Annotated in this window: 24 protein-coding genes; 15 read left to right on the forward strand and 9 right to left on the reverse strand. The window is 57.6% G+C overall.

Annotated elements, in window-relative coordinates:
* Positions 1-297: 297 nt before the first annotated feature.
* Entirely contained in the window at positions 298-1,413 is a 1,116-nt protein-coding gene (locus PKC29_01585) for an AI-2E family transporter (GenBank protein ID HML94100.1), read from the reverse strand.
* A gap of 592 nt (positions 1,414-2,005) precedes the next feature.
* Here PKC29_01585 and PKC29_01590 point away from each other — a divergent pair.
* Both PKC29_01590 and PKC29_01595 read left to right on the forward strand, forming a co-directional pair.
* A complete protein-coding gene (locus tag PKC29_01590; protein HML94101.1) occupies positions 2,006-3,583 on the forward strand; it encodes an FAD-dependent oxidoreductase in 1,578 nt (525 codons plus the stop codon).
* 488 nt (positions 3,584-4,071) lie between these two features.
* Positions 4,072-5,820: a cation:proton antiporter gene (locus tag PKC29_01595; GenBank protein HML94102.1), complete on the forward strand. Its 1,749-nt coding sequence runs from the start codon at positions 4,072-4,074 to the stop codon at positions 5,818-5,820.
* A gap of 49 nt (positions 5,821-5,869) precedes the next feature.
* On the opposite strand, the gene PKC29_01600 is transcribed toward PKC29_01595, so the two are convergent.
* On the reverse strand, positions 5,870-7,246 hold the full coding sequence (locus PKC29_01600; protein ID HML94103.1) for a sigma-54 dependent transcriptional regulator: 1,377 nt from the start codon (positions 7,244-7,246) through the stop codon (positions 5,870-5,872).
* Entirely contained in the window at positions 7,246-8,574 is a 1,329-nt protein-coding gene (locus PKC29_01605; protein ID HML94104.1) for an ATP-binding protein, read from the reverse strand. The genes PKC29_01600 and PKC29_01605 overlap by 1 nt, the downstream gene beginning before the upstream one ends.
* Before the next feature lie 369 nt (positions 8,575-8,943).
* Here PKC29_01605 and PKC29_01610 point away from each other — a divergent pair, with 369 nt between their 5' ends.
* The 8 genes from PKC29_01610 (at position 8,944) to PKC29_01645 (ending at position 13,545) form a co-directional block, all read left to right on the forward strand.
* On the forward strand, positions 8,944-9,372 hold the full coding sequence (locus PKC29_01610; GenBank protein HML94105.1) for a hypothetical protein: 429 nt from the start codon (positions 8,944-8,946) through the stop codon (positions 9,370-9,372).
* 36 nt (positions 9,373-9,408) lie between these two features.
* Positions 9,409-9,636: a putative cation transport regulator ChaB gene (chaB, locus tag PKC29_01615; GenBank protein ID HML94106.1), complete on the forward strand. Its 228-nt coding sequence runs from the start codon at positions 9,409-9,411 to the stop codon at positions 9,634-9,636.
* Between the two features lie 274 nt (positions 9,637-9,910).
* Positions 9,911-11,569: an FAD-dependent oxidoreductase gene (locus PKC29_01620; protein HML94107.1), complete on the forward strand. Its 1,659-nt coding sequence runs from the start codon at positions 9,911-9,913 to the stop codon at positions 11,567-11,569.
* Between the two features lie 13 nt (positions 11,570-11,582).
* Positions 11,583-11,843 carry a UBP-type zinc finger domain-containing protein gene (locus PKC29_01625; GenBank protein HML94108.1) on the forward strand — a complete coding sequence of 87 codons (261 nt, stop codon included), beginning with the start codon at positions 11,583-11,585 and terminating at the stop codon, positions 11,841-11,843.
* A gap of 245 nt (positions 11,844-12,088) precedes the next feature.
* On the forward strand, positions 12,089-12,286 hold the full coding sequence (locus PKC29_01630; protein ID HML94109.1) for a CsbD family protein: 198 nt from the start codon (positions 12,089-12,091) through the stop codon (positions 12,284-12,286).
* 110 nt (positions 12,287-12,396) lie between these two features.
* Positions 12,397-12,549 carry a DUF3309 family protein gene (locus PKC29_01635; GenBank protein HML94110.1) on the forward strand — a complete coding sequence of 51 codons (153 nt, stop codon included), beginning with the start codon at positions 12,397-12,399 and terminating at the stop codon, positions 12,547-12,549.
* A 16-nt stretch (positions 12,550-12,565) separates the two neighbouring features.
* Entirely contained in the window at positions 12,566-13,075 is a 510-nt protein-coding gene (locus PKC29_01640) for a ferritin-like domain-containing protein (protein HML94111.1), read from the forward strand.
* A gap of 35 nt (positions 13,076-13,110) precedes the next feature.
* Positions 13,111-13,545 carry a low affinity iron permease family protein gene (locus PKC29_01645; GenBank protein ID HML94112.1) on the forward strand — a complete coding sequence of 145 codons (435 nt, stop codon included), beginning with the start codon at positions 13,111-13,113 and terminating at the stop codon, positions 13,543-13,545.
* Positions 13,546-13,594: 49 nt separating this feature from the next.
* Here the strand turns inward: PKC29_01645 and PKC29_01650 are convergent, their stop codons facing one another.
* Entirely contained in the window at positions 13,595-14,650 is a 1,056-nt protein-coding gene (locus tag PKC29_01650; protein HML94113.1) for an endonuclease/exonuclease/phosphatase family protein, read from the reverse strand.
* 310 nt (positions 14,651-14,960) lie between these two features.
* Here PKC29_01650 and PKC29_01655 point away from each other — a divergent pair, with 310 nt between their 5' ends.
* The 5 genes from PKC29_01655 (at position 14,961) to PKC29_01675 (ending at position 16,372) form a co-directional block, all read left to right on the forward strand.
* On the forward strand, positions 14,961-15,320 hold the full coding sequence (locus PKC29_01655; GenBank protein ID HML94114.1) for a YHS domain-containing protein: 360 nt from the start codon (positions 14,961-14,963) through the stop codon (positions 15,318-15,320).
* Between the two features lie 34 nt (positions 15,321-15,354).
* Positions 15,355-15,675 carry a BON domain-containing protein gene (locus PKC29_01660; GenBank protein HML94115.1) on the forward strand — a complete coding sequence of 107 codons (321 nt, stop codon included), beginning with the start codon at positions 15,355-15,357 and terminating at the stop codon, positions 15,673-15,675.
* A 21-nt stretch (positions 15,676-15,696) separates the two neighbouring features.
* Positions 15,697-15,831 (forward strand): DUF3096 domain-containing protein, encoded by a 135-nt coding sequence (locus PKC29_01665; protein ID HML94116.1) that lies wholly within the window; start codon positions 15,697-15,699, stop codon positions 15,829-15,831.
* 34 nt (positions 15,832-15,865) lie between these two features.
* Positions 15,866-16,027, forward strand: coding sequence for a hypothetical protein (locus PKC29_01670; protein HML94117.1), 162 nt, complete (start codon positions 15,866-15,868; stop codon positions 16,025-16,027).
* Positions 16,028-16,210: 183 nt separating this feature from the next.
* Positions 16,211-16,372: a DUF1328 domain-containing protein gene (locus PKC29_01675; GenBank protein HML94118.1), complete on the forward strand. Its 162-nt coding sequence runs from the start codon at positions 16,211-16,213 to the stop codon at positions 16,370-16,372.
* Positions 16,373-16,418: 46 nt separating this feature from the next.
* On the opposite strand, the gene PKC29_01680 is transcribed toward PKC29_01675, so the two are convergent.
* From PKC29_01680 to PKC29_01700, 5 genes are all read right to left on the reverse strand, one after another.
* Complete coding sequence (locus PKC29_01680) at positions 16,419-17,294, reverse strand: glycosyltransferase (protein HML94119.1); 876 nt, start codon at positions 17,292-17,294, stop codon at positions 16,419-16,421.
* Positions 17,295-17,500: 206 nt separating this feature from the next.
* Entirely contained in the window at positions 17,501-19,024 is a 1,524-nt protein-coding gene (locus PKC29_01685; protein HML94120.1) for an alkaline phosphatase family protein, read from the reverse strand.
* A gap of 38 nt (positions 19,025-19,062) precedes the next feature.
* Complete coding sequence (locus PKC29_01690) at positions 19,063-20,286, reverse strand: glycosyltransferase family 4 protein (GenBank protein ID HML94121.1); 1,224 nt, start codon at positions 20,284-20,286, stop codon at positions 19,063-19,065.
* An 18-nt stretch (positions 20,287-20,304) separates the two neighbouring features.
* On the reverse strand, positions 20,305-21,300 hold the full coding sequence (locus tag PKC29_01695) for a glycosyltransferase (GenBank protein HML94122.1): 996 nt from the start codon (positions 21,298-21,300) through the stop codon (positions 20,305-20,307).
* On the reverse strand, positions 21,293-22,360 hold the full coding sequence (locus PKC29_01700; GenBank protein HML94123.1) for a Gfo/Idh/MocA family oxidoreductase: 1,068 nt from the start codon (positions 22,358-22,360) through the stop codon (positions 21,293-21,295). Before PKC29_01700 ends, PKC29_01695 begins: the two co-directional genes overlap by 8 nt.
* Positions 22,361-22,642: the final 282 nt, after the last annotated feature.

Below are 22,642 nucleotides of genomic sequence, written 5' to 3' on the forward strand. Positions count from 1 at the left end.
TTCCCTTGCCTACGTCGAAAAGCACACAAACGTGTGTGCAGGGGAAATCTGCGAAGGCCCGGGAGGAGGCGTAATCGTCCCTCTGCGTCTGAGCTGATTGCCGATAACTTCTCCGGGTCGGAAATGAGGTACGCCACGCGTGCTCGAAATAGACGCCGCAGTGTGTAGATCGCGGAAATCAACTTATGAGCGCCGGTGTATGTAGCCGATGTGTTCTTCGATCGGAGGGAGGACGCCATGCGCGCGGGAGGCAAGCAGGGCTTGTGATATCAGTGTCAATAAGTCGCAGGCTTATTTCTATCTGCCGAGAAATTCCCCGACCGGTTTCAGTGTTTCGGTGTTGTCGCAGATTATCTTGAGTATCACCACTATGGGGACGGCTATCAAAGCCCCCGGCACCCCCCAGAGCCACCCCCAGAAGAGAAGCGCCAGGAATATGACTATAGGATTCATGACCAGACGCCGCCCGAGTATGAACGGCGTGACGAAGTTACCCTCGATACCGTTTATTACGAAGTAGGCGAGGGGAGGCAGAATCGCGTCGGCGACGCTGTCGAAGCTCGTTATGGCGACGAGTGCGATTACTGTAATACCGACGACGGGGCCGAGGTACATTATGAAGTTTAAAAGCCCGGCGACGGCGCCCCAGAGGAACGGGCTCGGCATGCCGAGTATGTACATCGCCGTTCCGACTATAGCGCCGAGACATATGTTGATCGCGACGACGGTGTAGAGGTAGACCGATATATCGCTCTCGACCTTCCGTGCGAGCTCGACGGCCTTCTTCTTGTCGCTCAGCGTGGGGAGGACGTTTATGATTTTTCTCAAGAACATGTCGCCTGAGACGAGAAGGAAATAGAGGAGTATTATCGTGGTCGCTAGCCCGAACACCAGCTCCGACGTCTCGTAAATGAGCCTGTTCAGAAATCCCGTCTTCCCTACGGCGACCGTCGCCCCGCCGGATTCGGACCCCACGTCCACTATATCCTCGACGCTCTTTGTGGCCTCGCCTATTTTCTCGACGGGCTTCGTTATGAACCTCAGCTTCTCCTCGACGGTCCGAAGGCTCTCGGGTGCGCGGTCCACCCAGTCGGCGGCCGGCTGATAGAAGATGGAGAAGGAGGCAGTGACCACGAGCAGCAGCGCGGTGATGACGAGGGCGGAGCCGAGAACCCGCGGAACGCGGACCCTCTCCAGGGCGTCCACGGCCGGGGAGAGGAGGAGGTTTAAAAGGAGCGCGAAGAAAACCGGGATGAAAATCGCCCGACCGAAATAGAGCGTATAGACGACGGCCAGGACGAATAAACCCGTGAGCGCGACGCCGGCCGCCTTTGCCCGAGGCCAGGGGGATACCCCGGGCTTTTCGCCCGGTCCGTTGTTGCCGGGAATGGATTTTGTTTTTTCGTCGCTCATTTCGTTATCCCGTGCCGGAGTATCCCCATGCGCGGCGGAGAATTCGCCCCGGCCCGGATGTCTCCATCAATTATTCGTCACGGCGGATTCGTATTCAATATATATTTGCGGCCGGAATTCCAGGCGGAATCCGAGCTTTAATATGTTAACATTCTTGATGGGTGACTGAGGGATGGGCGATTTTATTACGGGGAGACAGTCATGACGGAAATGCACAATGGAGACGACAGAAGAGGATATCGTTTCGACCGTCCGAATCCGGACATACCACCGGAGATACCTCCGCCCGATCCGGAGCCGGGCCCGCCTCCGGAGATTCCGCCTCCGGACCCGACGGATTCAGTCGAGGAAGACGGCAAGAGAGGCTGAAGGGATCTCTGTTTTCCCGGGCGTGCGCCTTGTCTTTCCCGCCTCCGTTCAAGGGGACGGACGCGGCTCAGGGTGAATCGGGAACCCGGCGGTTTTCCGGCCGGGTGAGCAGGCTTTGAATCATGCGGCTTATCCCGCGGCGGAGTTGCTGCATCCATACGTATACGGGATGCGGCCGGCTTGACTGTAGGGAGTCCCGGAAAACGCCGGGGAGGAGAGCGATATGAGCTGGAAAGAAATCACGGCAGGAAAAATAGAGGACTTCGAAGAAAACGGCCTTAAGACCGTCGAGGTCGACGGCGCGAAAATACTGATAGCGAGGGTGGGAGACGAGTTTCATGCGCTGAGCGCCTTCTGTACGCATTACGGCGCCCCGCTCGAAAAGGGGATCCTCAGCGACGGGAGGATCGTGTGCCCGTGGCACCATACGTGTTTTAAAGCCAGGAACGGGGACGTCCTGGATCCCCCGGCGACGGATGCGCTCGTTTCTTACGAAGCGTGGAAGGACGGGGAGAATCTCAAGGTCAGAATTCCGGAGGATCCGCCCGGGCGGCGTCTGCCCGAAATGACGCGCCGGGACCCGAAAGCCGACGACAGGACGTTCGTCATAATCGGCGGGGGCGCCGCGGGTTATTACGCAGCCCAGAGTTTCAGGGAAAACGGGTTTAAGGGCAGGGTTATCATGATAACGAGGGAGAGAAGGCTCCCGTACGACCGCCCGAACCTGAGTAAGGATTATCTTCACGGCAAGGCCAAGGACGAATGGATGCCACTCAGGGAAGATACTTTTTACGCCGACCACGACATAGAGATAGTCGAGGGGAAAGAGGTGGTGTCCCTCGAAGCTGACACGGGAAAGGTAGTCCTCGCCGACGGCGGGACGATGGAGCCGGACGGCGTCCTCGTGGCGACGGGTGGGCGCCCGAGAAAGCTGGGGGTTCCGGGCTCGGAGCTCGGGAATATCTTTACGCTGAGGAGCTTCGACGACGCCGACGCCGTCATAGCCGCCGCGAAGAGCGCGTCGAGGGCGGTCGTCATAGGGGCGAGCTTCATCGGCATGGAGGCCGCTCACAGCCTTACGGAGCTCGGCCTCGAGGTAACCGTGGCGGGCAAGGAAGCGGTGCCGTTCGAGCACGTCTTCGGCGAGGAGATAGGACTCCTTCTCAAGCGCGAGCACGAGGGGCACGGCGTCGTTTTCGAGCTGGAAAAGAACGTTTCCAGGTTTTTCGGCGAGGACAGGGTGGAAAAGGTTTTACTCAACGACGGGACCGAAATCGAAACCGATATGGTGCTGGTCGGCATAGGGGTCGTCCCCGAAACCGGGTTCGTGAAGGGTATAGAGCTGCTTCCCGACGGGAGCATCCCCGTGGACGGTTATCTCCACGCCGCTGGCAATGTCTTCGCCGCCGGGGACATCGCGTCGTACCCGGACTTGAGGGCCGGCACGCGGGCGCGCATAGAGCACTGGCGCGTCGCCATGCAGCAGGGGAGGACGGCCGCGATGAACATGCTGGGGATGGAAGTGCGTTATGGAGGGGTGCCGTTCTTCTGGACGGACCAGGCGGGCCTGAACCTTCAGTACGTGGGCCACGCGTCGTCGTGGGACAGCCTGATTACGTGGGGGAGCGTCGAGGACAAGGAATTCATCACCTTTTATGTGTCGAACGGGGTCGTTCTGGCCGCGTGCGGGCACTGGAGAGATGCCGAGATGGCCGTTATCGAGGAGCTTTTCAGGCTAAAGAAAATGCCCTGGCCCGAAGAGCTCGCTTCGGGGCCGATCGACCTGAAGGCCCTGCTTTGACGGGCCTTCGGGCGGCCGCCGGACTCGCTCGCGAGACGTTTTCGTGGTGAGTAAACGGCGCAATTCCGGTATGTCCGCCGAAGCTTTAATCATCGATATTCCCCCGGGTGATAATAATTTGCGTTTTATTCTCCGGTTACCTATACTTAGATTGGAGTCCGGTGACATTCGTTGCCGGTGCCAGGGGCGAAAGGGGCGACCTGTCCTTTTCATTCCCGCTTGCTGCAACCGGGAAGCCGTGTACGTTGCGGGCATGAGTTTTCCCCGCCGCGATGTGCGGTCCTCCGAAGCCGGGTTGGCCGTATGCGTCCGGTGATATTTCCGGGTGCAAATATATCACAAGTGATTATTCGTATACGTTCTGCACTCGCAGTAGTACCGGGAGTTGTCTCGTTTTGTCTCGGACCGAAGGTGGAGCCGAAGCCATCGAGAGACTTTAGACCATGAGTTATGCAGCCTAATTCTCCTCTGTCAAAGAAGGACTGCCGATGCATGAAATATCTCTTATAACGACCATAGCGCTCAGCCTGGCTGCGGCGCTCGTCTTCGGCCTTCTCGCAAAGCGTCTCGGTCTGTCCCCGATAATAGGCTATTTGATAGCCGGTATAATCGTCGGCCCTTACACTCCGGGAATCTCCGGCGACCCTGTCATCGCCTCGCAGCTCGCGGAAATAGGCGTGATCCTGCTCATGTTCGGGGTGGGCCTCCATTTCCGGCTGAAGGATCTTCTGGCCGTGAAATCCATAGCCATACCCGGCGCCATCGGCCAGAGCTTCGCGGCGACCGTGGCCTGCACGGCTATCGCTGTGATCGTCGGCTGGTCGTGGCAGGAGGGAATCGTCTTCGGCATAGCAGTATCGGTGGCGAGCACGGTCGTACTGTTGAGATCGCTTCTCGATATGGGCCTTCTTGACGCGCCCGAGGGGCACGCCGCCGTAGGCTGGCTCATCGTGGAGGATATTATCACCGTGCTCGTCCTGGTTCTCCTTCCGCCGCTTGCGGCGAGTGCGGAAGGCGAGGGCGGAATCTTCAAGACTGCGGGCATAGCGGTTGTAAAGCTCGTCGTACTTACTGTTATAATGATGTTCGCCGGCGCCCGGTTCGTGCCGCATCTTCTGTACAGGGTGGCGCGTCTGAGGTCGCGCGAGCTTTTCACGCTAACGGTTCTCGTGATGGCGATTTCCGTGGCCACGGTATCCTACCTCGCCTTCGGGGCGTCCATGGCGCTCGGCGCGTTTCTGGCGGGCATGGTAGTCGGCCAGTCCAAGGTCAGCCACCAGGCCGCGGCCGACGCTCTTCCTCTCAGGGACGCGTTCGCGGTTCTCTTCTTCGTTGCCGTGGGCATGTTGTTCGATTACAGGACGGTCCTGGATTCGCCTTTTCTCATGATCGGTATCGTTGCAGTCATAATAATTGTAAAACCGCTGGCTGCGCTCATTATAACGCTCATATCGGGTTATTCCCTCAGAACCGGGCTTACTGTCGCCGGGGGGCTCGCGCAGATAGGGGAATTCTCGTTCATCCTCGCCGAGTTCGCGAAGTCTCTTAAACTCATACCGGGGGAGGCGCACAACGTCCTCGTCGCAGGGGCGATAATTTCGATAAGCCTGAACCCGTGGATATTCAGATCGTTCTTGGCGCTCGAGCCGCGCCTGAGCCGCATACGGTGGCTGAATTCCTTCATCGAGATACGGGGTGGCAAATCGGGAGAGAAGGCCAATGCAAGGGCTATCGAGCAGGAGCCCAAACCCTCGAGCGTGCGCTCGATAGTGGTGGGCTACGGTCCGGTAGGTCAGAACGTGACGAAGATACTGTACGAATTCGGTATAGAGCCGACTATAATCGAGCTCAACATCGACACCGTGCTCGAAATCCAGGCCGAGGGGCATCACGCCATATACGGGGACGCGTCGCGCAGCGAGATACTGGAGGTCGCCGGCATAACGACAGCGAAGTATCTCATAGTAACGATGCCTCATTCCGAGATGAGTCTCGGTATAGTCCATACGGCCCGGGAGGAGAACCCGGAGGTCCGCATACTGGCCCGGGCGAGGTTCCTTCATCAGGTAGAGGGGCTGGAGCACGCAGGGACTACGATAGTACGATGCGACGAGGCGGAGGCCGCGCATGCATTGGCCGAGGCGCTGCTCCAGGATATAAAGGCGCCGAAGACGCAGATCGAGGCTATAATTGCGGCGGCCGTGGAAGGGGATGACTCGAAAGTAAAGCTCGACTAGCAGCTCTCGCGTAAGCGTCGGTGGAGGAGGATTTTATTTATACCGCACTTTAGCCGAGGAGCCCCATCTTCTTCATCCTGTACCGGAGATTCTGCCTGTTCATCTTGAGCGCCACCGCGGCGCGGGTCTGGTTCCAGTTATTCTGTTCGAGCGTTTTTCTTATTATCTTCTGCTCGATGTCTTCGAGGGACGAATCGTCGAGATCGACTTCGAGCTTCATCCTTCCGTTCTGCTCGTCGAGGTTTACGTTCCCCCCCTCCGTGTCGAGTGAAATATAACGCGGGTTGAGCTCCTCTCCCTCGCTCAGTATCATGGCCCGCTCGACGGTGCTCCTGAGCTCGCGCACGTTGCCCGGCCAGTTGTAGGCGTGAAAGGCGCGCTTCACTTCCTCGGGGACGGTCTTTATGGTCTTGTTTATGTCGTTATTGAAGAACCGGATGAAATGGTCCGTAAGGAGCGGGATGTCTTCTTTCCTTTCCCTGAGGCACGGCATTTCGAAGCCGATCACGTTGAGCCTGTGGTAGAGGTCCTGCCTGAATTTGCCGTTTTTCACCTCGTCTCTGAGCTCTTTGTTCGTGGCGGCGATCACCTGGAGATCGACCTTGATATCTTTTTTCCCCCCGAGCCTCCTGAACTTTCTTTCCTCGACGACCTTGACGAGCTTGGCCTGGAGATTAAGGCTCATGTCTCCTATTTCGTCGAGGAGAATCGTCCCGCCGTCCGCGTCCTCGAATATCCCCGACTTCGATTTCTTGGCGTCCGTGAAGGAGCCGGCTTCGAATCCGAAGAGCTCGCTTTCGAGCAGGTTCTCCGGTATCGCGGCGCAGTTCATTTCGAGAAACGGCTTTTCGGCCCGCCGCCCGGTATAGTGGAGCACTTTCGCGGCGAGCCCCTTTCCAGTCCCGGTCTCGCCCGTGATAAGCACCATGCGCGGATCCTCGGCCGCGAGTTTCGTGAGAAGCCCCGTCAGGTTTTTTATTACCGGGCTCACCCCTATGAGCGCCCCGATGCCGTGCTTCTGCTTTTCGTGCTTTGTCGCCACGTCCACTGTCTTTTTGAGATTCGCGGAGTTAAGCGCGTTCTGGAGTATGATTTTGATCTTGTCCACGGGGAAGGGCTTTTCGACGAAGTCGTACGCGCCCAGACGCATGGCCGATACGGCCGCTTCGATGTAGCCGTGCGCGGTGATCATTATCGTTATCGGCGGCCGCTCGAGCTCGTTAAGGCTTTTTATGACGTCGAGGCCGCTTATGTCGGGCAGCTTGAGATCGATAATCGCGACGCGGGGCGTCTGCTCCCTGGCGATCCCGATTCCCTCCTTTCCGGTAAATGCTGTGAGAACGTCGTACCCGGAATCCGAGAGGTTCTTGGCGAGCTTCTTCGTGAAGAACACCTCGTCGTCTACCAGCAATATGGTCTTCGGCATTATACTCCCTCCGTCGTGGTTATTTCCCCTTCGCTGAGGTTCGTGGGCAGCATGAGAGTGAACCGGCTGCCTTTCTCCTCACGGCTTTCGACCGTTATCTTTCCTTTATGGACTTCGATTATGCGCTTCGATATGGCGAGCCCGAGACCGGTGCCTGTTTTCTTTGTAGAGAAGAACGGCTCGAATATCCTTTCCATATCCATTGGCGCGATGCCCGAGCCCGAATCGGAAACCTCTATGTTGAACGTGTCGCCGGAATTGTAGGACCTTATGGTGATCTTCCCGCCCGGGCTGTCTATCGAGTCAATGGCGTTGATGACGAGATTCATAAGCACCTGTTCCATCAACTCGAAATCGAGGACTATTTCGAGATCGTCCGGACACGGGACGACTTCGATGTCTATGGCCTTTAGTATCGCACCGGGGGAGGTGAGGCCGACGACCCTTTCCACGAGCTCGTTCGGGTTGCCGCTTACGAGGCTGACCTCGCGCGGCTTCGCGAGCTGGAAGAGCTCTTTTATTATATTGTCGAGTCTGCCGACTTCGCTTATTATCTCCTGGATCCTGCCGTCACGCTCGCCGTAAATGTTCCCCGACTTCAGGTTCTCGAGCGCGACCGCTATGCCGGAGAGCGGGTTTCGGATTTCGTGGGCAATCCTGGTGGCAATTTCTCCGATCGTGGCCAGCTTCTCCGTTCTTAGAAGCTCGATATGCTTTTCTTCGAGGTCCGCCTTTACCTCGCCGACCTTCTCTTCGATCACTCTGTTAAAGTTCCTCGTCTCTTCGAGGAGCATATTGTTGAGCGCATCCTTTCGTTCGAGCTCGGCGTTCTTTTTTTCGAGCTCGCCGTGCTCCCTTTCTATGCTCGAAAGCATCCGGTTGAACGACGTAACCAGCTTCGCTATCTCGTCCGTGCCGTGTATGTCATTTACCCTGTAGGAGTAATCGCCGTCCCTCACGTTTTCGGCAGCCTCGACGAGGCTGAGTATCGGCCTCGTGATCCTCCTCGGAAACAACACCGTGATTATGCCGCCGAAGAGTATGGCCAGCGCGGCCACGGAAATAATGTTCATGTAGGCAATCGCTATCTGCCGGTCGGCGGCTTTTATGGCCCCGAAGAGGCTCTCCTTCTCGAAAATATTTTGAGGCGCTCCGCTTTCGTCGTCGGCAGCGCCCGAAATTATTTCGGTAAGGGTATATTGCCTGTCGCCAATCGTCGATTTCGTATTTTTGAGCCCGTCGATGCTGAACAGACAAAACAGGCTCACGGCGATGATTATCAGAAGCATTACGAGATATCCGATCGTTATTTGTTTATCGAGAGTCATCAATATCCCCTGTGCGTATAAAATCCGGCTCGCAAAATAGAAATGGCAAATTCGGTGCCACGTGGGGGTCGTGTGCGAATGAACGGATATAATCAATAATGACGCGGTGTTAAGTGTGAACGCTCACTTGTCGCCGTATGTGAAGCCCCCGAGGCGTACAGGCCTAACTGTACAAATTTAAACAGTCGATACTTTTCGATATTAAACACTCAGGGACCTGTCGTGCCCTGCGGGGCCTCTGTAAGCCTCTATCAATAATGGGTATTACGGGCTCCTCGGCGGAGCGGCATGGTTTTTGCCCGTTTCGGTGTATGGACGGAACAGAGACCAATGACGACGGAATAAGACGGATTAAAAGGAGACCGACAAATGGAAACGGTTAAGCGTCACACGGCCCGCACGGTTATTCCCGCACTTTTCGGGGTGCTTTTTGCCTGCCTGCTATTTCTTTCGTGCAAGGAATACACCGGCAAGGAAAAAGAAAACTTCGTGAGGGTGAAGCTCTCGGAGTACGACATGGAGCTTTTAAACGAGAAGCCCATCGGGCCGGGGCTTACGGTCTTCGAGGTTACGAACGAGGGTGATAAGGAGCACAGCTTCGTTATCGAGGGGCTGGACGTCATGCAGAGGCTGGAAGAGAACCTGAGGCCCGGCGAGACGAGGACGATAAGCGTCGAGCTAAAGCCCTCGGGGTATAACGTCTACTGCCCCGTAGACAATCACAGGAACATGGGGATGGCGAGCGTTATACGGATAGTCGAGCCCGAGGGGAAGGATGACGAATCCGGATTATACTAGCCAGCGCCCGGAGGGGCCGCGGAAGGAGCGAGCAAGATGCCTTACGACAGAAAATCCGAATTACCAGATTCGGTGAAGGATAATCTCCCGAAACACGCGCAGGAGATCTACAAGGAAGCATACAACAGCGCGTGGGACGAGTACAAGGACCCGGACGAGAGGCGCGGCGACGCCTCCCGGGAAGAGACGGCCCACAAGGTGGCCTGGGCGGCCGTGAAAAACAAGTACGAAAAAAAAGACGGCAAATGGCGGAAGAAGGGCTAACCTCCTTCATTGGACGTTGAAAACCGGCCGAATTTTCCGGGTATTCCCGCACGCCGTCCACCGGTGGAATCTTTGCATGTGCAAAGGTTCTGACGGACGGGCTGCGTTTATACCGTTACTCGTTTAAAAATCCAATAGAATAAGCGCATTGGAACTTTCCCCTATCGTCCCGGGCCGGCGGCCGGCCCGGCTCGCACGGGGCCTGCGCTTACGCAGAAAATGACAACCGCCAAAGTTGTGATAACGTTATTTTTACCTTCTACGTAAGCGAGGCATGCCCATGACCGTCATAGAGCAAAGTCTTGAACGGGACCCCGTGGCCTTCCCGGAGCTTTCGGGCGCGCAAATTTCCATCATTGCCGGCTTTGCCGGAAAGAGAACCTTCGCCGCCGGTGAAACGCTCTTCGCCGCGGGCGAGCCGGATTTCAAATTTTACGTCGTCATAAGCGGCGAAGTCGAGATTATCGACGATTCGAGCTGCGAGTACAAAACGGTCACGATTCACGAGCCGGGTGAGTTCACGGGCGACATAGACATGCTCACGGGCCGTCCGTCGGTGGTCAGCGCCATCGCCCGGACGGACTGCGAGGTGTACGAGATGTCGGCGGCCGATCTGAGAAAGCTCATCGGTGAAGTCCCTTTCATCGGCGACGTTCTCCTTCGCGGTTTTCTCATGCGCCGCCAGCTGCTGCTCGAATCGGGCTTCGTCGGGGTGCGGGTGGTGGGCTCGCGCTTCTGCAAGGACACCCACCGCATACGCGAGTTCCTGTCGAGGAACTTCGTCCCCTTCAAATGGCTAGACCTCGAGAACGATCCCGACGTAAACGAGCTCCTGGAGCATTTTAACGTTACGGTCGACGACACGCCTATCGTCGTATGCCCCGACTGCTCGATGTTCAAGAATCCTTCAAACGTGGCGCTGGCCGAATGCCTCGGCATAAGGAGGGCGGTTTCGCAGAAGGTCTTCGACCTGGCCATAGTCGGCGCGGGGCCTGCCGGGCTCGCAGCCGCCGTTTACGGGGCTTCGGACGGGCTCAGGACGCTTCTCGTGGACGGCCTCGGCCCGGGAGGGCAGGCCGGAACGAGCTCTAAAATCGAAAACTACGTCGGGTTCCCGGACGGCCTTTCGGGGAGCGATCTCGCGCAGAGGGCCCTTATACAGGCCCAGAAGTTCGGCGCGGTGCTGTCGATGCCGACGGAGGTCGTCAGCCTCGTTTGCGACAACGGCTGCCACAAGCTGAATCTTTCGGACGGGGCAGAGGTGCAGGCGAAGAGCATACTCATCTCTACCGGCGCCAGATACAGAAAGCTCGGCGTCGAGGGGTGCGAGCGTTTCGAGAGCTCGGGGGTCTATTATGCGGCCACGGTCGTCGAGGCCCAGATGTGCAGCGGCTCGCAGGTCGTCGTGGTCGGCGGGGGCAATTCCGCCGGGCAGGCCGCCGTGTTCCTCTCGGGCTCGACGAGGAAGGTCATCGTAGTCATAAGGGGAGACGATCTCGGAAAGAGCATGTCCGAGTATCTCGTCCGCCGCATCGAGCAGAGCCCGAACATCGAGGTCAGGTACAGGACCGAGGTGTCGGACGTCAGCGGGGACTGGTGGCTCGAGACGGTGGATCTTACGAACATCGAAACGGGCGAGCGGGAAACGGTCGAATGCCCGGGGCTCTTCGTTTTCATAGGGGCGATCCCCCGCACGGGATGGCTCGACGGCTCGGTAGGGCTCGACAAAAACGGGTTCGTCCTTACCGGAAGCCTCGCGAACGATTCCGGGAAGTGGCGTTTCCCGCGCCGGCCTTTCCTTCTCGAAACGACCCGTCCGGGCATACTAGCGGCGGGGGACGTGAGGCTCGGGTCCGTCAAGAGGGTGGCGTCGGCGGTCGGCGAAGGGGCCATGGCCGTGCAGTTCGTACACGAAGTTCTAAAATCGGCATAGACGGAGGAATACGATGGCCAAGGAATGCACGCATCTGGACCAGATAAGGGAAGTCGTTCCGGGCTCGGACGGATGCGAGGAGTGCCTTAAGACGGGCGACAGCTGGGTACATCTCAGGCTGTGCCTCACCTGCGGACACGTCGGCTGCTGCGACGCATCGAAGAACAAGCACGCGACGAAGCATTACACGAAAACGAGCCACCCTATAATCCGCTCCTTCGAGCCGGGCGAGTCGTGGATGTGGTGCTACCCGGACCAGCTTTTCATGGAATGACGCCGGGCTCTACAGTCCACCTTTATACACCGGCCGCTGTCCGATATTAAACAGCCCCGCTCCGGGGGACGATACCCGGAGCTCCGTCTGCTGATTCCAACCTACTGCAATACCGACATATTTGAAAATTCCCCTGAAAGTGGCATGCATATTGCGATTCAGGTTTTCGTAATCGTCTTAGTCCCCGGGCCCGAAGACGCCGGGTGATGCGGCGGTAAAAATCAAATATTCAGGAGGCTATTCAAATGAACTGGGATCAGATAGAAGGCAACTGGAAGCAGGTGAAGGGGAAAGTCAAGGAACAGTGGGGCAAGCTGACGGATGACGATCTCGACGTCATAAGCGGCAAGCGCGATCAACTGGTCGGGAAGCTGCAGGAAAGATACGGGTACTCGAAGGAGCAGGCCGAAAAGGCCGCGGACGACTGGTCGAGCAGGCACTGATTCCCGGCTCCGGGCCTATTTTACCCCATACCTCTTACCGTCCCTTCCCCCCAGGGGGCGGGGACGGTTTCTTCGGTGCCGGCTTAAATAACGATTAGCGGAAGGCAATCATGGGACTTATACTGCTTATAATACTGGTGCTGCTTTTGATCGGAGCGCTACCGACCTGGGGCTACAGCAGGGAGTGGGGCTATTTTCCCGGGGGCATACTCGGGACCGTGCTTATAATCGTCCTGATACTGCTTCTTCTCGGATATCTCTAGCCAGGGGGTGATCGAAATGGAAATGGAAACACTTAGAGAGCTTTTTAAAAGCGACCTCGAATACCTTTACGACGCCGAAAAGGAGCTCGTCGATGTGCTGCCCCTGATGTCGGATGCGGCCGCGACGCCCGAGCTGAGAAACGCCTTCGTGGAGCATCTCGAAAGGAGCAGCAGGCAGCTCGGCAGGCTGGAAGAGATATTCGGAAACCTGGGCATGAATCCTTCGGGAAGGAAGAGCCGCGGCATCGGGGGTCTGATAGCCGAGGGCAAGGAGCTCGTAGAAAAGGGACATAGTCTTCCCCCTGGCGTGCTGGACGTGTCGCTTATAGCCGCGGCCCGGAGGGTGGGGCATTACGAGATCGCCGCCTACGGAACGCTGTCGTCGTACGCGAAGCTCCTCGGCGATAAAAAATCGGCCGGGCTCCTGGACAAGACCATCAAAGAGGAAGAAGAGGCGGACAAGGAGTTCATCCGGATGGCAGTCGAGAGGGCCTATCCCGGCGCCTCCGCCGTCGGTGGGGGATGAAGGGCGGCCGTCTCAATGGCGCTTCGAGGCAGGTCATGAAATCCGCATCCTTTTTTACGCGCTTCTCGAAAAGGATATCTCAGCTGGTCGCGCACCCCGCGGCCTTCGCCGCGGCGCTGGGCGTGGTAGTCGTCTGGGGCGTCTCGGGGCCGGTCGTGGGCTGGAGCGACACGTGGCAGCTCGTGATAAACACCGGGACCACGATAATCACCTTCCTTATGGTGTTCCTCATACAGAACACCCAGAACAGGGATACGGCCGCCATACAGATAAAGCTGGACGAGCTTATACGCGCGCTCGAAGGGGCGCACAACGTCCTTTTAGACCTCGAAGAGCTCGACGAAAAGGAGCTCGAATGCATCAGGGAACAGTATGAAACGCTTGCCCGGAAAGCGAGAGAGGAGCTTACAGCGAGGGCAAGGAACGGCATTCCCGACGCGCCCGACGGCGTGAGAAACCACGGAAATTAAGCCCCGCGCCCGGCACGGCATCGGCGCGTCTGCGAAAGATATATTCCTATTATTCCTGTTCCCGGGCTTCCTTTATTTTTTGCCTGGCTTCCTTTTTATCTTCGGCGCTGGCCTCGTATTTATTATTCGCCTGTGCTTCTTTTATGCCGGGCTCGTAGCTGAGCTCGGCGTATATGGGAAAATGGTCGGAGCCTATGTCCGGCAGGGTTTCGAGCGTGACGTACCTGAAGGACGCCGTGACGAATATGTGGTCGAGCGGGAAGCGGAGAAACGGCCACTTCACGTGGAACGTATTGAAGAACCCCCTGCCTATTCTCGGGTCGAGCATGCCGCTTATCTTGAGGAAGAGAAGGGTCGTGTGGGACCAGGCGACGTCGTTAAGGTCGCCCGCCACGAGGGCGGGCCTCCCGGATTCCTTGACGCGTTTTCCCACCATGAGGAGCTCGGCGTCCCTTTCCGTGGTATCTGTAGAGTATTTGGGGTTGGGCGGATTCGGGTGGAGGCAGTAGAATTCGACGGGCTCCCCGGACCTTAGCTCGAGCACGGCGAAAACAGACGGCACGTAGTCCTCGACGAGATAGTCGACCTTCATCCCGCTTGGCTTCAGCCTAGTAAAGAAAATCATCCCGTACCCGTCGTTCGAGTGATGCCGGGCGGAGTAGGGATATTCTTCCTCGAGGGGCGAGAGCATTCTGTTCCACCACTCGTCGGGCTCCAGTATGCATATGACGTCCGGATTTTTATCCCTGACGAGCTCGAGAAACCGCTCGTAGTTCCTGTTCTTCTTGTAGATGTTGGATACCAGGATGCTGATTTTTCTGTCGGGGCCGTTTTCACGCGAGCCCAGCACCTGCTTTCTCGAAAGGCGCATGTACGGGAACATCCGCGACACCTGGTATGCGACGCACACGAGGAGGACGAGGTTGTCGGCCAGTCCGCGCTCTTTGTAGAGAAGGGAGTAGATGATTATTGTCAAAGCTCCCCCGACCGCTATCTGCGTTCGAGGGAAGTCGAATATCCTTATCCACCATGCCTCGTGTCTGAGAAGGGGCAGCAAAGTGGCGATTATGAAAATACATGCTACGGCGAGGAGCGCTGTCTGCATTCGGCCGGTATCTCCTTTTAGATAATGATGATGTCATGCAAAGGAGGCGTATACAACAGCTTTTCTTCCCCGCCGGGTAAATCCCGCGGCGGCGCGTAGAGTGAGGCGGCCCGTCCCGGGCGGCTGTTGAATATTCAGCAATAGGCATTGTCATCTTGCCTACAATATCCGTGTCACCGGAACACAGTGCGTCGCAAAATGCCACGTAACCGCCTTTAATATATGCATTATTTTCTCTTTTCTCTCCGTGGTACGGATATTGCTCCTTATTTAACCGTAAGTGAAATCCGGTTAAACGGAGGTATCGATCATGACCAGATTTAAATCACACTGCGTCGTATGCGGACGCGAAATAGAAGATGTAGTAAGGCAATCGTACGAAGGCGAGGAGTATCACCTCTGCTGTGAAAAATGCAGAATGGAATTTCTGAGCGATCCTGAAAAATACGCCGCCAAGATAAGCCGCCCGGAACGCGGACAGGATACCCAGGGGGCTATTAAATGCTCTGTATGCGGGGAGAAAGTTTCCGAGGAAACGGCGGTGCGGCAGGAATACCGCGAGGAGCAGTCGGACGAGAAATATTACTTCTGCTGCGAAAAGCACAGGATTGAATTTATCGCCGACCCTATGACTTACAAGGGACTTTCGGGGAAACACGTTACCCCCTGATTCCCGGATCGAAACACGATTAAGGAGGCGCAACATGATTAAAAAGAGCCTGATTGCAGTGATAGGGGTTTTTATTCTGATAGCGGTGTACGCCTGCGACGGCGACAAGACGACCGGCGAGGTGATAGACGATACCGTGATAACGTCGGCGGTCAAGACGAAGCTCCTGGCGGATTCGGGTGTCAGCGGTTTTGACATCGACGTAGACACCAACGGAGGAGTCGTCGAGCTTAACGGGACGGTGAACACCGAAGCCGAATCCGAAAAGGCCGAATCCATAGCCGAGGACGTCGACGGCGTCGTTTCCGTAAAGAACAACCTGACGGTGGACTCGTCCGCGGCGGACTCGATGTAGCGGTGAAAAAAGGAGGCGGCAATGCAGCTTAATCTGGAGCTGACACCGGTAGTATCGCTGATAGCGGGGATTCTGATCCTGATATTCCCCAGGATACTCAACTACGTGATAGCGATATACCTGATAATAATAGGCGTTCTCGGCCTCGTCGGCTGAGAGATTGAAAGACGAACACGGAAGGAGGCGCACGATGACGAAGCTTAGACGATTTCTTTTCCTTATCCTTCTCGGGATTTCGGCCGCCGGCATTTATGCCTGTCCCGACAACGACGGGCCTGCCGAGAGGACCGGGGAGCGTATAGATGACGCCGCCGAAGACGCCGGCGACAAGATTGAAGACGCTGCGGACTAGGAAGGAGTATTGCAGTTTATAACAAATGGCTGAATGCAGTAGAGTGGACGGCTTGGCGTAACAACCGGTTGAGACGACGGGGAGAGGGTGGATGGATATGACGAATATCGAGCCTGCTCTCTCCGTCTCGCCGGCCCCGGGCCGGAAGCACGAAAAAAGAAAATGAAATGAGGAGGTGTTAACATGCTGCACTGGACTCTGGTTTTTCTGGTTATTGCGATAATAGCGGCAGTGCTGGGGTTCTCCGGAATAGCGGGGGCCGCGGCGGGCATAGCCAAGATTTTATTCATCGTATTCCTGGTGATATTTATCATTTCACTCATATTCGGCAGACGGGCCGTTTAGGCCGGGGGGCTGATTCGAGGCGGGTGCGGGCGAAAACCCGGCCCGCCTACCGGCTCCCGAGCTTTTCCCTGAAGAGACCTGCAGCGTTGGCCGCCTGCGACAGGAACATGAGGAAGGCGAGATGTGCTTTATTGCCCGTCTCCGATTTCCATGGATGGAACAGGAGGTCGATATAAAAACGCGGAGGCTCTGTCCTGATTTTTTCGCTCGTCCTCTCTGCCCTTATCCTGTGGAAATTATTCGCTCCCCTTCCGTAATTGTAATGCTGACGTATGAATTTCTTGAGCGTAAGCGGATGTGCGTGCCGGACAACGGCCTCGGGGGCGAAGACTGTCTTGAGCCCGAAATGCACGCATCTGTCGCAAAACTCCCTGTCCTCGGCGGCTGCGAGAGGGAAGCTGGTATCGAAGCCTCCGATTTTCATAAACACTTCTTTTGAGAGCGCCATGTTGTTCGAGGTGAGGAAGCGTGCGTTCTCCTTATTGTAGTAGGCGTTCAGATAATCGATCAGCATCTGGCTTGCCGTGGAGTATGGGTTGTCCGTAAGCGTGTTCACGGTATTGCCGGCGACAACGCCGCCGGGGTCTGCGTCGAGCCGGGGCTTCAGCTTCGCAAGCCAGTCCGGCGCCGGCATGCAGTCGTCGTCGGTGAAGGCTATGAACGCCCCCGCCGCCTCGCTCACGCCCCTGTTCCTCGCGGTCGCCGGCCCGGCGTGGGGCTGGGTGACGAGCCTTACGTTAAACCGACTCTTCCAGGGCTCGACGATGTTCTCGGGCGAAGAGGGGCTCCCGTCGTCCACGACCACGACCTCGAAATCTTCTTTCGGGTAGTCGATGCCGCTTATCGAGCGGAGGCATTCCCCGAGCTGATCGAAGCGTCTGTAGGTCGGTATTACTATAGTGAAAAAAGGCTTGTCTTTCATTTACGAAGCCGGGAATGCCTGTTCGGGATATTTTATCCCGATGCGTCCGGAAATGTCCGCTCTCCCGTGCGGCGGCGCGCTTTCTCTCCCGGATCTCGCGGGGCCCGCTCCGGCCCCTGCGTGAAAATACGATACCCGAATACACGCGAGAATGGTAAGCGTTTAAGGAGTCGTGGGGTAGACGCGGGTGGTTTCGGCACATGGCCTCAGAGATCGAGGGGGCGTCCCTTCATATCCTCGGGTACGGGCTCGCCTATCAGGTCGAGAAGGGTGGGCGCGATATCGAGGACGCTTATGTCGCCGGCAGTGCCCCGCCTTTTGACGGACGGGCCCGAGAGCGCGAAGAACCCGTAGCACGAATGGTCGCTCCTCCTGAAGAATTCCGGCCGCTTCATGTCGATTTCCTTCCCGTCGAAGATTACCCTGTCCATGAATCTTCCCGGCTTGAATTCGACGAAAAGGTCGGGGAGGGCGGGGTGGCTGTCTTCGCCGAAGAGCTCGCGGACACGGCTTACATTGACGACGGCCGGCTCGCCGGTTTCGGCGTCCCGGAGCTTCGTGAGCGCCGTCTCTATCTCGTCGAGGAGGGATGTGTATTCAGCCCCCGGCGAGACGATGCCCCCGGGCTCGCGGCCTTTTAGATTAACCCTTATGAACCCGGTGTAGGAGACCGGTATGGAAAACGCCCGGGTACGTTTCCAGTCGGTGCCGCTCGTAAAGCCGTCCGAGAGGAGCTGCTCTCTTCTCTCGCGGGAAAGGCCTCTCGTGAGCGCGACTCTCACGCTTTCGGGAAGGAGCCGCCTCGCGATATCTATGGGCCTGAGCGACGCGCGGCCCGCCTCGGGCGCGGCCTGCCAGCCGAGCAGCCTGCAAAGGGTTTCGGAGAGTGCGGCATTCGGGAAATCGTCCTCCATCCCTACGGAGGACAATATGCATACGTTGGCGTCTTTCCTCGTTTCGACGATACGCCCTATTTCCCTGTCTATCGCCTTGTATACGTTGAGTATGGCGTCTGTGAGCTCGTTGTCGGAGGCCCCTTTCTCCCTGTTCCGCCTGTGATACTTCCAGAACTGGTGACTCGCTGCGTGGGATTCGCCGAAGATAATCACGGACAGGTCGTACTCGTCCTTCTCCAAAAGATAGCGGGACATTTCTCCTTTCTTTTCGACATGTGTGAGCAGCTTGCCGTAGATTTCGAGGTCTTCCCGGAACGTGCTCGAATGGTTCTCTCTCACCTCGAGCTTTTCCCCGAATCTCCGTTTTACGTCTTCGATGACGCCCGGGGGCTCGGAGGCCGTGACGAAGTGATCGGGGTCCCAGTTGTTGTGGGTCGCCCAGTTGGCTACCTGGACCCCGGGGACTCCGGGGCAGAGCTTCGTGTCGGCCGCGTCGATCACGAGCGACTTAAGGCCTGTCCCGGCGAGCCTCGACCAGAACGGCGGGGCGTCCACATCGAGCCCCGTTACCGGTTCCAGCCCGTATGTTCCGGGAACGAGCTGCCTGAAGTAGTAATACCCGTGCTGCCCCCTCGAAAGCCCGCTGAATATGGATATCCAGACGCCGTGCTCCGTGACGAGCTCGGGCCCGGCGGTCCTTCCCGTAAAGCCGTTCTTCATTATCGAGTCTATAGCCGGAAGACGCCCCTCGGCCGCCCATTCCTCTATGAATCTGGGGTCTCCGGCATCTATCCCCAAGACTATCAGGGGCGGTTTTTTCTCTTTTGAAATCATGTTCAATTATGCCTTCCTTTGACGGATGTCTAAAACATTCAAGCCGGGAGCTCGCTCTGCGTGCGTTTCCCCGTGCCCCCGCTCTTCGCCGCGAGGACCGAATCGTAAATTCCGAGGAGCTGGCGCAGGAACGCTTCTTCGCTGAATCTCCCGGAGGCGGCTTTCCTGGCCGAAGACGCCATCGACGCCGCGAGGTTTTTATCGGTAAGGAGCGCCGTCAGCTTTTCCGAAAGGACGTCGGCGTCGCCCGGGGGCACCAGGAATCCGTCGACGCCGGGCTCGATTATTTCGCCGAGGCCGCCCGAGCTGCTCGCCACGACCGGCGCCCCCCTGGCCATCGCCTCTATCGCCACTATCCCGAACGGTTCGTCCCAGAGGGAGGGAATAACCTGGACCCATGCCCCTTTCAATGCGTCGTTCATCTCTTCCTGCTGGAGATACCCGGCAAACCTGACGCTCGGCGTCAGGTTCAGCCTCGAAGCCAGGGCTTCGAGGTTTTTTCTTTCGGGGCCGTCCCCGGCTATTACAAGCCTCGCCGCGGGCACCTTCGCCGAGACCTTGCCGAACGCCCGAAGGAGGACGTCCACTCCTTTTTCCTTTACGAGACGCCCGGCGAAGACCGCCGTCGGCTCTTCTGAGAGAGGCGCTTCTTCTCCTACGCTCTCTACGCCGTAGCGAAGGACCTCGACGGGCTCGATCCCCTCCTCGGCCAGGCGTTTCCTGACCCAGTCGCTGTTCGCCATGATGGAGTCGAATACCCCGTGCCACGACCTGAAGAGCTTCATCTGGAGCATGAGCGGAATCCAGTCCCTGGCGGGAACGCATCCCTTCGCGTAGCAGACGGGGCCGGCTTTGAAGGTGCAGGCGGAGCCGTCGGGCAGCATCTTTAAGCCCGTCGGACAGATCGGCCTGTACCATGCAACGTGGTAAACGCTGGGAACGTTCTTGAGCGGGGGGAGTATGAGCGGGGACATCTGCGTGAGGAATATCTTTACGTGGACGAGGTCGGGCTTGAATTCGCGGATTATATCCTTCAGCCTGAGATACGCCCAGGGATTCGCCGTCTGGAGCAGGACGCGGAAGGGCGACCTGGTTCCCGTGCATTTATAATCCGAGGCGTTGTTCATCCCGGGGCTCGTGATGCCGGTTGTGAAGAGCCTCGCATCGTGGCCCCTTTCCCTCAGTAGCCGGCGAAGCCTGTAAATCTGTATCTCCGCCCCGCCGTCCGGGGTGCCGTAGTCGTTGACAAGCAGTATTTTCATCGTCGGCATCCACAGTTGTTATGCGAGCTTTTCGATGTGCTCGATATCTTCCGCGGTTATATGTTCGTACCTGTCGAATTCATATGAGTTAATGTGCTTCTGTGCGCTGCCGTACCCGGCGACGTAACCGTACATTTTCCCAACCATGTGGACGGCGAGCCCGGATATGATTATAGGAAGCGCCCGGGGAAGGAGCTCTCTCGATTTCCCGGCGCGTCGAATGCTCCCGAGGGCGCCCAGGAAATGCTTCGCGATTATCGGCGGCTCCATGATGATTCCCTTGAGCCGCCCGGCGCGTGAAAGCCCTTTGTAATCGGCAAGCGCCGCCGTGTAAAGCCACCCGTTGTAAAAGAGGTCGAAGAGTATCGATACGGTTTTCGATACGTTAACGTGGTGTATGACGGCCCTGTCCTCCATGTAAAGCCTGTGGCCTTTCGCCCGAAGGTCCATGTGAAGTATATTCGCCCTTATCAGCATATTCCCCAGCCTGTCCCCGTAATCAAGGAGCGCGTCCCGTTTGTAGGAGCCGTTGTGCCCGTGGAGGTCGCCGACTTCGCCGGAGCGGACGGGCTCGGTGTATTGCCCGTAGGTCATGTAGAGCTGCGCCCAGCTGTTATGGGTACCGGGGTTCGCGTTTTTAAAGACACATCCCACTACCGTCCACGGACCTCTATGCGTTTCTATGACGGCCTCGGCCCATTCGGGCTCGGGAAAGGCGTGGTTTTCCCCGAGGGCGACTATGGGGGCCCGGGCCTTCCCGATGGCCTCCGCCCAGGCGGCGTAGGGGTCTTCATCGAGGTCTACGTCCATGATTTCATACCCGTAAAAGCCGCCGAGATTTTCTTCCATGCCTTCCGGCCATGCGCCGGTCGGGCCGAGGACTATTATCTCTAGATCGCCGGCGACCGTCTGATTCTTCAGGTGCTCGATTGCGACCCGCATGGAGCCGCCCCCGGAGACAGTCGTGATTATGACGGTCATGAGCGGTGCGTTTCCGGTTTCCCTCTCAGGCATTCGCTTCCTCCCGCCCGGAGCGGGGACGCCCGCCCGTCGATACGGCCCTTCCGGTTCCGGCCGATTCCTCGGCCGCTTCGATTATCTTGAGCGAGGCGAGCCCGTCTGCAAGGCCGGGGCTCGGATGAAAGCCGCCGGAAATGGAGGCGGCGAAGTGCCCGAGCGCGAGCTCGAACGAGGGCTCGCGCCCGGTTCCGAGAAGCCTGTCTTTGAGCACGGGGCTCCCTGGGATTTGCGAGAGGCGATCGGCCAGTTTTCCGAGGCTGCCTCTGGCTCGCCCGGCGGGTGTGAACGTCACGCCGAACGAATTATATCTATCGGCCGTCAATTTGCCCTTACTCCCGTAAACCTCTATCTTGTCTTCGTCCGTCGAGTTGAGGGAGAAAAAAGACTGCACTCTTATTCCGTTCTCCATTCTCAATTCCACGAATGCGTTGTCGTCCTCGGATTCCCTCGATTCCATGCCTGCCTTCACCCAGGCGACTTCGGCCCCGAATATATACCTCAGGAGGTCCGCATGATGCGAGGCGAGGTCGAGAAGCACGCCGCCGCCCGTCTCCCTTTTCCGCTTCCACTCGGGAAGGTTTCTTGATGAGGACGTGAATACGGTCCTCACGGCGTTAATGCTACCGGCCGCCCCGGAGCCGACCTTTTCCTTAAGCGCGGCGTATATCGGATTGAAGCGGAGGTTAAGGCCGGACATCCCGCACTTTCCGCTTTTCTCCCACGCCTCCATGACCCGGGCCGCCTCTTCGGAGTTCTGCGCGAGCGGCTTTTCGAGGTAGACGTGTTTTCCATGATCGAAAGCCTCGGAAGCCGCTTCGGCGTGGAGGAATGTCGGGAGGCATATAACCACTGCGTCGACGTCTCCGCTCCGAAGGAGCTCCTTGTAGTCCGTGTAAACCCTGGCGCCGGGCGCGGCCCTGGCGGCGGCGTTGGCGCAGTCGCCGTCAATGTCGGAAACGGCCGCCAGCCTCGCGCCGTGCAGTTTTTTGATGCTGCTCAAGTGGACGAGCCTGGCTATCCGTCCGCAGCCTATTAGTCCCAGATTTATTGGCATGGTCATCAGAGGTGGTTCTATAATAATTAATTTTCGCCGGATTGTTAATTGGTCTGTGGAGTCAAAGAGAAATAATTGTCTCGAATCCGCAGGCGGCGCGGTGTATAAAGCCTGATATAACCCAAGTGCCGAATACTATATTCTCATTGTACGTCCCGGCGCGGCAGAGCCGCCGCTCGCTCCGGATTCCGGGTTCCGGGATTTCGCACTACCGATTTTTCCCGGGCGTTGTTGTATAATTGGGAATCGCTCTTAAGTTCCAGATACGAAGGAGGGGGATAA

The organism is Thermodesulfobacteriota bacterium, from assembly GCA_035325995.1.
GTDB lineage: Bacteria > Desulfobacterota_D > UBA1144 > Nemesobacterales > UBA2774 > JADLGH01.